This window comes from Pseudomonas sp. MF08831 (assembly GCF_059862645.1).
The window spans coordinates 108,077-119,903 of sequence record NZ_JCBCUX010000014.1 but is presented as its reverse complement, the minus strand read 5'-3'; the positions used below and the strand labels follow the sequence as shown (position 1 = coordinate 119,903).

Annotated in this window: 11 protein-coding genes; 3 read left to right on the top strand and 8 right to left on the bottom strand. The window is 61.9% G+C overall.

The genetic code is table 11. From position 1 onward, the window contains the following. Positions 1-97: 97 nt before the first annotated feature. Positions 98-307 carry a cold-shock protein gene (locus AC19YS_RS24855; RefSeq protein ID WP_032891681.1) on the top strand — a complete coding sequence of 70 codons (210 nt, stop codon included), beginning with the start codon at positions 98-100 and terminating at the stop codon, positions 305-307. A 143-nt stretch (positions 308-450) separates the two neighbouring features. Here AC19YS_RS24855 and AC19YS_RS24850 read toward each other — a convergent pair whose 3' ends face one another. The 4 genes from AC19YS_RS24850 to AC19YS_RS24835 form a co-directional block, all read right to left on the bottom strand. After that, on the bottom strand, positions 451-828 hold the full coding sequence (locus tag AC19YS_RS24850) for a hypothetical protein (protein WP_106577181.1): 378 nt from the start codon (positions 826-828) through the stop codon (positions 451-453). A gap of 54 nt (positions 829-882) precedes the next feature. Continuing rightward, entirely contained in the window at positions 883-1,692 is an 810-nt protein-coding gene (locus tag AC19YS_RS24845) for a putative RNA methyltransferase (protein ID WP_448209692.1), read from the bottom strand. Further along, positions 1,692-2,843: a succinyl-diaminopimelate desuccinylase gene (gene dapE, locus AC19YS_RS24840; protein ID WP_119738734.1), complete on the bottom strand. Its 1,152-nt coding sequence runs from the start codon at positions 2,841-2,843 to the stop codon at positions 1,692-1,694. The genes AC19YS_RS24845 and dapE overlap by 1 nt, the downstream gene beginning before the upstream one ends. Before the next feature lie 252 nt (positions 2,844-3,095). Beyond that, the gene (locus tag AC19YS_RS24835) at positions 3,096-5,687 is read right to left on the bottom strand and encodes a glycosyltransferase (protein ID WP_119738737.1); all 2,592 of its coding nucleotides are present in this window, start codon (positions 5,685-5,687) and stop codon (positions 3,096-3,098) included. Between the two features lie 217 nt (positions 5,688-5,904). Between AC19YS_RS24835 and tcdA the strand changes: the two genes are divergently transcribed. Then, a complete protein-coding gene (gene tcdA / locus AC19YS_RS24830) occupies positions 5,905-6,714 on the top strand; it encodes a tRNA cyclic N6-threonylcarbamoyladenosine(37) synthase TcdA (protein WP_372239289.1) in 810 nt (269 codons plus the stop codon). A 116-nt stretch (positions 6,715-6,830) separates the two neighbouring features. Here the strand turns inward: tcdA and AC19YS_RS24825 are convergent, their stop codons facing one another. The 4 genes from AC19YS_RS24825 to AC19YS_RS24810 all read right to left on the bottom strand — a co-directional run bounded on the left by AC19YS_RS24825 (position 6,831) and on the right by AC19YS_RS24810 (position 9,888). Next, positions 6,831-7,244 carry a SufE family protein gene (locus tag AC19YS_RS24825; RefSeq protein WP_500602828.1) on the bottom strand — a complete coding sequence of 138 codons (414 nt, stop codon included), beginning with the start codon at positions 7,242-7,244 and terminating at the stop codon, positions 6,831-6,833. After that, complete coding sequence (locus AC19YS_RS24820; protein WP_500602827.1) at positions 7,241-8,446, bottom strand: aminotransferase class V-fold PLP-dependent enzyme; 1,206 nt, start codon at positions 8,444-8,446, stop codon at positions 7,241-7,243. The genes AC19YS_RS24825 and AC19YS_RS24820 overlap by 4 nt, the downstream gene beginning before the upstream one ends. A gap of 67 nt (positions 8,447-8,513) precedes the next feature. Beyond that, complete coding sequence (gene dapD, locus AC19YS_RS24815) at positions 8,514-9,548, bottom strand: 2,3,4,5-tetrahydropyridine-2,6-dicarboxylate N-succinyltransferase (RefSeq protein ID WP_106577174.1); 1,035 nt, start codon at positions 9,546-9,548, stop codon at positions 8,514-8,516. A 31-nt stretch (positions 9,549-9,579) separates the two neighbouring features. Next, the gene (locus AC19YS_RS24810) at positions 9,580-9,888 is read right to left on the bottom strand and encodes an arsenate reductase (protein ID WP_231982825.1); all 309 of its coding nucleotides are present in this window, start codon (positions 9,886-9,888) and stop codon (positions 9,580-9,582) included. A gap of 293 nt (positions 9,889-10,181) precedes the next feature. Between AC19YS_RS24810 and AC19YS_RS24805 the strand changes: the two genes are divergently transcribed. Then, entirely contained in the window at positions 10,182-11,825 is a 1,644-nt protein-coding gene (locus tag AC19YS_RS24805) for a Na+/H+ antiporter (RefSeq protein ID WP_106577173.1), read from the top strand. The last annotated feature ends 2 nt before the right edge of the window (positions 11,826-11,827 follow it).

Here is an 11,827-nt window from a genome sequence, read left to right as displayed (position 1 = left end):
GCGATGTAAACTTGAGTTGAACGTTTTTGAGCCTGTCTTATACTCGGCAGTTCAATGCGACTGACTCAACAATAAAAAGCATGTGGGAGCAAAACTGATGGCAACGCGCGAAACCGGCAATGTGAAGTGGTTCAACGATGCGAAGGGCTACGGCTTTATTCAACGCGAGGACGGCAAGGATGTGTTTGTGCACTACCGCGCCATTCGCGGTGACGGCCACCGCTCACTGGCCGAGGGCCAGCAGGTGGAATACGCCGTGGTGACCGGCGAGAAGGGGTTGCAGGCGGAGGATGTGGTGGGGTTGTAACCTGAGTTTTTGCCACACAGCTGAACCCCTGTGGGAGCGGGCTTGCTCGCGAAGGCGGTGTGTCAGTCAAAATAAAGGCGACTGACCCACTGCTTTCGCGAGCAAGCCCGCTCCCACATTTTGATTGGGTTCACACTTCAGGTTCAGGCCGTTTTCCAGGTGATCTGCTCTTCACCGTCTGCGCTGATACGAATCCAGGTGTCGGCACTTTCCTCACCTTCTTCCTCAACCCACGTGCCCGGTGCGCAACGCACTTCGACGTTCAGCGCAGCAAACGCAGCGCGGGCGCAGGCGATGTCGTCTTCCCACGGGGTCTGGTCACTTTCCAGGTACAGACTGTTCCATTTGCCTACCGCTTTTGGCAGCCAGGTGACCGGCACATTGCCGGCCTTGCACTTGTAGGTCTGGCCCTTCTGAACCCAGTCGGTGCACGGGCCCAGCGCGGCGCCCAGCCAGGCGGCGATGGCTTTGTGGTCGACGTCGGCGTCCTTCAGGTAAATCTCGATATCAGGTTGGCGCATGGATGTTCCTCGTTGCGGGATTCGAAAATCCATTCGCGGATGCTTAAAAGTCGGTTATTGAAGCACGAAATAATCGTAGCGCATCGACACCGTGACCTGCAGCGGCTCGGCGGCCTCGATCACCTCGGCGCGGCGCTCGGCACTCGCGCGCCAGCCGTGCGGTGTCATCGCCAGCAGGTTGGCACGGTCGTTGGGCTCGACCAGGCTCAAGGTGAATTCCAGGGTTTCGCTGTGCGCCAGGCTCATGCCATCCGGCACCAGGGCCAGATGTTTGTCGTCGGTGTACTCGCGCACTTCGTCGTACAGGCGTTCGCGCAGTTCCATCAGGTGGCCGGCCGTCGGGCCGACTTTCATCAGACCGCCGCCAGGGCTGAGCAGACGCTTGGCCTCTTGCCAATCCAATGGGCTGAAAACGCTGGCGAGGAATTGGCAACTGCCTGAGGCCAGCGGCACGCGAGCCATGCTGGCAATCAACCAGGTCAGCGCCGGGTTGCGCTTGCACGCACGTTTGACCGCTTCCTTGGAAATGTCCAGCGCGTAGCCGTCAGCATGGGGCAGGGCCTCGGCGATTTGCGCGGTGTAGTAACCCTCGCCACAACCGATGTCCACCCAACGCTGCGGCGCACGTTCAGCGGCCAGTTCAGCCAGGCGCTTGGCCACCGGCGCGTAATGCCCGGCGTTGAGGAAGTCGCGGCGTGCCTCGACCATGGCGAGGTTATCGCCCGGGTCGCGGCTGTTTTTGTGCTGCACCGGCAACAGGTTCAGGTAACCCTGGCGCGCGCGGTCGAAACGGTGCCCGGCCGGGCACGCCACGCCATTGTCCACCGCGTGGAGCGGTGCGCTGCAAATGGGGCAGGCGAGCATCAGGCGAGCAACTTGATCAGGGTCTGGTAATAGATTTCGGTCAGCACATCGAGGTCGCTGGCCAGAATGCGCTCGTTGACCTGATGGATTGTCGCGTTGACCGGGCCCAGTTCCACGACCTGAGTGCCGAGGGTGGCAATGAAGCGTCCATCGGACGTACCGCCGCTGGTGGAGGCTTTGGTTTCGCGACCGGTGATCGCCTTGATGCTGGCCGACACCGCATCCAGCAACGCGCCGGGCTCGGTGAGGAACGGCAGGCCCGACAGCGCCCACTCCACGTGCCAGTCCAGGCCATGCTTGTCGAGAATCGCCGCAACGCGCTGTTGCAGGCCTTCGACGGTGGACTCGGTGGAGAAGCGGAAGTTGAACACCGCCGTCAGGTCACCGGGGATCACGTTGGTGGCGCCGGTGCCGGAGTTGAGGTTGGAAATCTGGAAGCTGGTCGGCGGGAAGAAGGCGTTGCCGTCGTCCCAGTGCTCGGCGGCCAATTCAGCCAAGGCCGGTGCGGCGAGGTGGATCGGGTTCTTCGCCAGGTGCGGGTACGCCACGTGGCCTTGCACGCCGCGCACGGTCAGGGTGGCGCCGAGGGAGCCACGACGGCCGTTCTTGACCACATCGCCCACCAGCGTGGTGCTCGACGGTTCGCCGACGATGCACCAGTCCAGGCGTTCCTTGCGTGCAGCCAGGCGTTCGATCACGGCTTTGGTGCCGTGGTGCGCCGGGCCTTCTTCATCGCTGGTGATCAGGAAGGCGACCGAGCCTCTGTGGTCCGGGTAGTCGCTGACAAAACGCTCGGAGGCCACCAGCATCGCGGCCAGGCTGCCTTTCATGTCTGCCGCGCCACGGCCGCAGAGCATGCCGTTTTCGTCGATCAGCGCGTCGAACGGGTCGTTCTGCCAGGCGCCCACCGGGCCGGTCGGCACCACGTCGGTGTGGCCGGCAAAGCACAGCACCGGGCCGTCGTGCTTGCCGTGGGTGGCCCAGAAGTTGTCCACATCTTCGATACGCATCGGCTCCAGCGCAAAGCCGGCGTCGCCCAGGCGCTGCATCATCAGCTTCTGGCAATCGGCGTCGATCGGCGTCACGGAGGGGCGACGGATCAGGTCGATAGCGAGTTGAAGGGTCGGCGAAAGGTCGGCATGGGCCGTCATGGGGGAACTCCGAAAGCGTGTTATGGGCGCAGGACGAATGTGGAATACACAACCTGAATCGGCGCAAATCTAATGTGGGAGCTGGCTTGCCTGCGATAGCTTCGCCGCGGTGTACCTGACAGACCGCGGCGTGTGCATAGCAGGCAAGCCAGCTCCCACAGAAAGCAGGGCGTGGCCAAGTCTCACAAAACGGCCGTTATCTTATAGCAAAACGGCGGCCAAGGGCCGCCGTTTAGTGCATTGCGCAAGTTTTTACTCAGCCGTTGCCGGCTCAACCTTCGGCGCAGGTTTTGGCAGCGACGAGAGGAACGCCATGATCAGCGCCGCCACATACGGCAGCGACTGTACCAGCAGCATCACCACCCAGAAGCGTATGTCATTGCTCGGCAGGCCCTGCACCAGGTAGATCCCCAGCGCCGCGCCCCACAACAGCAGCATGATGAACATTTCTTCGCGAGCTTCGGAAATCGCTACCCAGAAGCCGTGGTTATCCGCGTTTTTCGGGGTACGAAAGAACGGAATACTGGTGGTGAAGAAGCCGTACAACACCGCCTTGGCGATGGTGTGCGACAACGCCAGGCCGGCCAGCGCCGCGCAGAACGCATCTTTCAAGTTCACACCCACCGCACGGCGGTAGAGGAAAATGATCTTGCCCACTTTGAACACGAACAGCGCCAACGGCGGAATCGCGAAAATCAGCAGCGGCGGATCAACCCGCGTTGGCACGATGATCATCGCCGCCGACCACAACAAGGCGCCAACGGTGAAGAAGATGTTCATGCCGTCCGCTACCCACGGCAACCAGCCTGCAAGGAAGTGGTAGCGCTGGCCACGGGTCAGCTCGGTGCCCTTGCCGCGCAGCAGGCTGGCGGTGTGGCGCTTGATGATCTGGATCGCGCCATAGGCCCAGCGGAAACGCTGCTTCTTGAAGTCGATAAAGGTATCGGGCATCAAGCCTTTGCCGTAGCTGTCGTGGTAATACGCCGCCGACAGGCCTTTCTCGAATACGCGCAGGCCCAGTTCGGCGTCTTCGCAGATGCACCAGTCAGCCCAGCCGAGTTCTTCGAGCACCGAGCGACGGGTCATGGTCATGGTGCCGTGCTGGATGATCGCGTCGCGGTCGTTACGGGTGACCATGCCGATATGGAAGAAGCCTTTGTATTCCGCGTAGCAGAGCTTCTTGAAGGTGCTTTCGTTCTGGTCGCGGTAATCCTGCGGCGACTGCACCACGGCGATTTTCGGGTCGGCGAAGTGCGGCACCATGTGCTTGAGCCAGTTCGGCGACACGCAGTAGTCCGAGTCGATCACCGCGATCACTTCGGCGTCCTTGGCGGTGTGCGGGATCAGGTAGTTCAGCGCGCCGCCCTTGAAACCGGCCAGGGGCGAGACGTGGAAGAACTTGAAGCGCGGCCCGAGGGTTTCGCAGTAGTCGCGCACCGGTTCCCATACAGCCGGGTCCTTGGTGTTGTTGTCGATGATCAGGACTTCATAGTCCGGGTAATCGAGGGCGGCGAGGGCGTCGAGGGTCTGTTTGACCATCTCCGGCGGCTCGTTGTAGCACGGCACATGAATCGACACTTTCGGGCGGTAGTCCGAATCGCCTTCCACCGGCAGGAATTCACGCCGGCGCTTGTGCGTCCACACCGCTTCCGCCAGTTCGTGGGCTTCGGTCAGCAACACGATAAACACACCGAGGGCGCCCAGTGCCAACAAGATCCCCACGGTCACGCTGAACCAGGTGCTGTATTGCTGGCTGTAGTCGTAGCCGATCCACACCAGGACCGAGCCGCACAGGAACGCGATAAAGGTCAGGAACGTACGGCCACGCTGGCGCAGGGCCGAGCCGTCGATCATCAGCAAGGTCAGCGACAGCAGTGCAAGCACCACCGAGCCGATGGCCAGCACGCGCCATTGCGGGATCGCGACCACCGGGCCTTCAAAGTTGAATTTCTGCTGGCGCGCGGCGTTGTACACGCCCCAATAGGCGCCGGCCGAGCCTTCGTCGCTGACTTTCCACGGCTGATCGAACGCCTCGATCACGAAGTAGTTGTAGCCCTGGCGGTTGAGCTTGTTGACCAGCGTACGCAGGTAAATCGCCTGGTCGGCGGGCGAGGTTTCATTGCCCCCGCGCATGCGGCCGTTACTCGGCCAGCCAACCTCCGACAGCAGCAGCGGCTTTTTCGGGAACAGTTTCTTCAGATCCCGGGCGCGGTCGAGTACGTATTGGCCGGCCTTGTCCATCGGAATAAATTCCCAGAACGGCAGGATGTGCGCGGCGATAAGGTCGACGTGCTTGGCCAGTTGCGGGTTCTTTTCCCAAATGTGCCATTGCTCGGACGTCGTTACCGGCACTTTCACGGCGGCGCGCACGCGGTCGAGCAGCGCAATCAGCGCCTCCGGGGTGATTTCTTCACGGAACAACGCTTCGTTACCGACCACCACGCGCACGACGCTGCGTGAGCTGTTGGCCAGTTCGATGGCCCGCTGGATCTCGCGTTCGTTACGCGCAAGGTCCGGGCTGATCCAGATGCCCAGCGTCACGCGCAGGCCGAACTCTTCTGCCAGCTTGGGGATGTCGCCCAGGGTGCCGTCGACCGAGTAGGTACGGATGTTGTCCGTCAGCTTGCTCATGATCTCGAGGTCACGACGCATTTCTTCGTCGCTTGGGTACTGGTCTTTCTGCGGGAACTGGCCTTGCTGGAACGGCGAGTAGGAGAACCCGGAGATCTGTTCAGGCCAGTTGGGTGTGGTGACCGGGCGGTTGATCAGCGCCCAGAAACCGGTGAACAGCGCGGCAATTGCCAGCACCACCACCAGGTTGAGTCCAAATTTACGCGATGACATGGCTATTTCGGGTTCCAAAGGGTGTGGAACGAAAAGAGGTGTCGGCTTACGCCGAACGGCGCGCATCCTACACTGGCCTTTCCCCGAGCGTACAGAAGACAGAGAAAAGCCGGACGTTAGTCCGCGAATGTTCACCTAAGTTCTTTACTTGTAGCTGGAAGCTTCGAACTTGTCGCTACGTAGTCCATAATGCGCGCCGGTTTTTGGGGTAATGGTCATGAGCACAGAAGATCCGCGGTTTGCAGGCGTCGCCCGCTTGTATGGCATTGAAGGCCTGGAACGCTTGAAAGCGGCCCATGTGGCGATCGTCGGCGTCGGCGGCGTAGGCTCGTGGGCGGCGGAAGCCATGGCCCGTTGCGGGGTGGGCGAGATTTCGCTGTTTGACCTGGACGACGTCTGCGTCAGCAACAGCAACCGCCAGTTGCACGCGCTGGACAGCACCGTGGGCAAGCCCAAGGTCGAAGTCATGGCCGAGCGCCTGCGCGCTATCAACCCCGATTGCACCGTGCATGCGGTGGCGGACTTCGTGACCCGCGACACCATGGCCGAGTACATCACGCCGACTATCGATTGCGTGATCGACTGCATCGACGCCGTCAACGCCAAGGCTGCGCTGATTGCCTGGTGCAAGCGCCGCAAGATCCAGATCATCACCACCGGCGGCGCCGGCGGGCAGATCGACCCGACGCTGATCCAGGTGTGCGACCTGAACCGCACCTTTAATGACCCACTGGCCTCGAAGGTGCGCTCCACGTTGCGCCGCGATTACGGTTTCTCCCGCACCGTGACCCGCCATTACAGCGTGCCGTGCGTGTTTTCTACCGAGCAGCTGCGCTATCCCAAGCCGGACGGCAGCATTTGTCTGCAAAAAAGTTTTGTTGGGGATGGGGTGAAGCTGGACTGCGCCGGCGGGTTTGGCGCGGTGATGATGGTGACGGCGACCTTTGGCATGGTCGCGGCCACCAAGGCGGTGGACAAAATTGTGGCGGGGGTGCGCAGGCCTTCGGAGCGGGTTAAAGCCAGCTAAATCCTACAGCCGAACATAGACCGAAATATGGGAGCGGGCTTGCTCGCGAAGGCAGAGTGTCAGTCAATCCATCAATGACTGAACCACCGCCTTCGCGAGCAAGCCCGCTCCCACATTCAGTTTTGTGTAAGGCTCAGGTCTCGCATGCGTAGCAGAACTGCGTTGAGGCCGTTACTGCGCGACGGCGACAACTGCCGTGACAGGCCAAGCTGGGCAAACCAGTCGGCCAGGTCAACGGCCTGCAACTGCGCCGCAGATAAGCCATTGACCCGCGCCAGCAGCAACGCCACCAACCCACGAATCATGCGCGCATCGCTGCTGGCGGCGAACTGCCAATGGCCATTCTCAATGCGCCCCACCAACCACACTAGGCTTTCGCAGCCCTGCACCAGGTTGGCGTCGACTTTGTCCTCATCCGCCAAGGCTGGCAGGCGCTCGCCCCATTGCATCAGCATCCGCGCGCGCTGCTCCCAACTGCCGACCGCCTGAAAGGCGTGCAGGGCTGCGGCGGCTTCGGCCGGCAAGCTCATCGCAACATATCCAGCGCCTGGTCGAGCGCTTCAAAGAAGCGCTCCAGGTCATCGGAGTCGTTGTACAGCGCCAGGGACACGCGGATCGCCCCCGACAAGTGCATTGCCTTGAGCAACGGCATCGCGCAATGGTGGCCGGCGCGCACGGCAATGCCCTGTTCGGTCAGCAGGTGGGCGAGGTCGGCGTTGTGTATGCCTTCCACCACAAAGCTGGCCAAAGCTACGTGAGGCGATCCCAACACGCGGATGCCATTGCGTGCCTGGAGGCCGCGCAGCAGGTAGTCGTGCAGCGCCGCTTCATGGGCGACCACGGCGTGCGGGTCCAGCGAGCTCAGGTAATCCAGGCTGGCACCCAGGCCGATCACGCTGGCGATCGGTGGCGTACCGGCTTCAAAACCCAGCGGGGCAGGGCGGAAACTGGCGCTGTGGTAGTCCGCCTGTTGCACCATCTCGCCGCCGAACTGCCAGTGGCGCAAGTGATGCAGGGCTTCGTGGCGGCCAAACAGCACGCCGACGCCGTCCGGGCCATACAGTTTGTGGCTGGAAAACACGTAGAAGTCGCACCCCAGCGCCTGCACGTCATGGCGGCCATGCACGATGCCCTGGGCACCATCGACCACGGTCAGCGCGCCGTGTGCCCGCCCCATCGCCAGCAAGGCGTCCAAGGGCTGCCAGGTGCCAAGCACATTGGAAAGCTGGCTCACCGCCAGCACGCGCGTGCGCGGGCCGATCAATTCGGCGGCAGCGTGCAGGTCAATCACGCCGTCGTCACCCAGTGGCAACACCACCAGCGTGAGCGCGCGACGTTTGGCCAGTTGCTGCCAGGGCAGCAGGTTGGCGTGGTGTTCGAGGGCGCTGATAACAATTTCATCGCCCGCATTGAATAAGTGCTCAAGGCCATAGGCCAGGAGGTTCAGCGCAGAGGTTGCGCCGTGGGTAAAGATGATTTGCCCGCTGTCACCTGCGTTAAGCCACTGCGCGACCTTGCTGCGACTGTCTTCAAACGCCTGGGTCGCATGGGCGCCCGGCAAATGTTGGGCTCGGTGCACATTGGCTGCGCCATTGGCGTAGTAATGGCTGATGGCATCCAACAGGGCCTGGGGTTTTTGCGTGGTGGCGGCGTTGTCCAGGTAGGTCTGGTCTTGCCGTTGCAGGGTGGCGATGGCCGGAAAGTCGGCGCGCCAGGGAGAGGGCACAAGCATGGTGTTCAAGACTCGTATAAGCGGGCCGACCCGGAGGCGCGACCCGCTAGTGGCATCGAGTGGCTGCTTAGTTGTGAGCGTGCAGCGCTTCGTTCAGTTCGATGGCCGATTTGTGGGTTTTGCACTCCACGGCACCGGTCTCGGAGTTACGGCGGAACAGCAGGTCCGGTTGGCCGGCCAGCTCGCGCGCCTTGACCACTTTGACCAGCTGGTTCTGCTCGTCCAGCAGCGCGACTTTGGTGCCGGCGGTGACGTACAGGCCCGACTCCACGGTATTGCGGTCGCCCAACGGGATACCGATACCGGCGTTGGCGCCGATCAGGCAGCCTTCGCCAACCTTGATCACGATGTTGCCGCCGCCCGACAGGGTGCCCATTGTGGAGCAACCGCCGCCCAGGTCCGAGCCCTTGCCGACGAACACGCCAGCGGAGACGCGGCCTTCGATCATGCCCGGGCCTTCGGTGCCGGCGTTGAAGTTGACGAAACCTTCGTGCATCACGGTAGTGCCTTCGCCCACATAGGCGCCCAGGCGGATACGCGCGGCGTCAGCGATACGCACGCCGGCCGGGACCACGTAGTCGGTCATTTTCGGGAACTTGTCCACCGAGAACACTTCCAGCAGGTCGCCACGCAGGCGTGCTTCCAGTTGGCGTTCGGCCAGTTCGCTGATGTCGATGGCGCCCTGGCTGGTCCATGCCACGTTCGGCAGTTGCGGGAACACGCCGGCCAGGCTCAGGCCGTGCGGCTTGACCAGGCGGTGCGACAGCAGGTGCAGCTTGAGGTAAGCCTCAGGCGTGGAGGTCAGTGCAGCGTCTTCGGCCAGCAGGGTCGCGACCAGCGGAGTGTGGCTTTCAGCCAGACGGCTCAGCAGGGCGGCTTGAGCAGCGTCGACGCCTTTGAGCGCGTCAGCCAGTTGCAACGCCTGGGAGACGGTGAAGGTGATGGCCTGGTTGCCTTCGGTGTAGCCCAGGATCGGCGCAATGGCTGCGACGATCTCGGCCGATGGATTGAGCAACGGTTGTGCGTAAAACACTTCCAGCCAAGCACCTTGGCGGTTCTGAGTGCCGACGCCGAAGCCCAGGCTGAACAGGGAATTGGACATGCTGTTACCTCTACAAAAATGGAAGGCTGGCCTACTTGAGGGCCGCCGAATAACTATCTGGCTTGAAGCCAATCAGGGTTCTGTCACCGAGATCGAGCACCGGGCGCTTGATCATCGAGGGTTGTGCGAGCATCAATTCAATGGCTTTCGACTGATCGAGATCGGCTTTGCGTTCGTCTTCGAGTTTGCGAAAGGTGGTGCCCGCACGGTTCAAAACCACCTGCCAACCGTGCTCGTTGCACCATTGGGTCAAGTGTTCGCGGTCGATACCGGCCGTTTTGTAGTCGTGAAACTCATAGCTCACAGCGTGCTCATCGAGCCAGGTGCGCGCTTTTTTCATGGTGTCGCAGGCTTTGATGCCGAAAAGGTGCAACGTTTTGCTTGAAGCGGTCAAGGAATTGCCCCCCTTTGGACCAAGTAGAAACGAAAGGTCACGGATTATGCCATGACCAGCAGGTTTGGGTGCCGCTCGTCATGCTTGCTGATGGCGCCGTGCGACTTTTGTGCAGAAGCCACGGCGCGCCATGGCCGCGTAACATGGCTGGTTAACATAGCCGAGTAATATGGCACTTCAACGGCCAGTTGTTGCCTGATGGGTGTCGTTGCAAGTCGATTGTCCGGGAAACCCGCTTTATGCAAACCGCCTACACCGTTCTTATCCTGCTGATGCTGGTCAGCGTTTCGCGCCTGGTCGGGCGCATCATTCCTCTGCCGTTGCCCCTGGTGCAGATCGCCGCCGGCGCCTTGCTGGCCTGGCCCACCCTCGGGCTGCATGTGGCGCTGGACCCTGAGTTGTTTCTGTTTCTGTTCCTGCCACCGCTGTTGTTCTCCGATGGATGGCGCATGCCCAAGCGCGAGTTCTGGCGATTGCGTGGCCCGATTCTGACGTTGGCGGTGGGGCTGGTGCTGTTCACCGTGGTGGGCGCCGGGTATTTCATTCATTGGATATTGCCTACGATCCCATTGCCGGTGGCCTTCGCCCTGGCGGCGGTTTTATCGCCGACGGATGCCGTGGCGGTGTCGGCCATTGCCCAGAATCGTCTGCCCAAGCCGTTGATGCACATGCTTCAGGGCGAAGCGTTGATGAATGATGCCTCGGGTCTGGTGACCTTCAAGTTCGCCCTGGCGGCGGCGCTGACCGGCGTGTTTTCCCTGGCGGATGCCAGCCTGACTTTTGTGCTGGTCGCCGTGGGAGGCTTGGCGGTTGGCGTGGCGCTGAGCTGGCTGGTGGGCCGTTTGCGCGCCTGGATGATCGCGCGCGGTTGGGATGACCCGGCTACGCATGTGGTGTTCATGTTGCTGTTGCCGTTTGCGGCCTATGTATTGGCGGAGCGCCTGGGCGCATCGGGCATTCTCTCGGCGGTGGCGGCGGGCATGATGCAAAGCTGGCTCGACCTGTTGCCGCGCCAGACCAGCACGCGCTTGCTTAACCGCAGTGTCTGGTCGCTGCTGGAGTTTGCCTTCAATGGCCTGATCTTCCTGCTGTTGGGCCTGCAACTGCCGGACATCATCAAGGCGGTGGTCAGCCATGAGACAACGTTGTGGCCCACCCTGCTGTATCGCTGCCTGGACGTGATTGCGATCTTTGTGGTGCTGGTGGTGTTGCGCTTTATCTGGGTGCAGAGCATCTGGCGCCTGTCGGGTTTACTGCGACGCCTGCGGGGCAAAAGCGAACTGACCATGGTGCCGACCGCGCGCTCCTGCTGGCTATTGACGGTCGGCGGCGTACGCGGTGCGGTGACCCTGGCCGGTGTGATGTCGGTGCCCCTGCTACTGGCGCCGGGCGCGGCCTTCCCCGAGCGCGACTTGCTGATTTTCATCGCTGCCGGGGTGATTCTGCTATCGCTGATCGCCGCTTGCATCGCGCTGCCGTTGCTGTTGCGCGGCATCGAGCAAAGTCCCGATGAAAAGCGTCATAACGAAGTGCGCGAGGCGTGGAAAAAGACCGCCGTGGCGGCGATCCATGCCCTTGAAGCGGAAGAACCCGCCGAAACCGAAACCTCGGACGCCGCTCAGGCCGCGCTGGCGGCTGAGCTCAAGGCGCGGCTGATGTCGGAATATCGCCATCAGTTGGAAGTGTTCAATGACTCCGCCGACGCGCAGGCGCTGGCGCTGCAGATGGACCAGCTGGAGCGTAAATTACGCCTCAAGGCCCTGCGAGCGCAGCGGTTGGAGTTGTACAGCTTGAGCCGTCATCACCAGATTGGTGATGACGTTTTGCGCGAAGTGCTGGCGGATCTGGACATGAGCGAGGCGAACCTGGGTCATGTGAAATGACC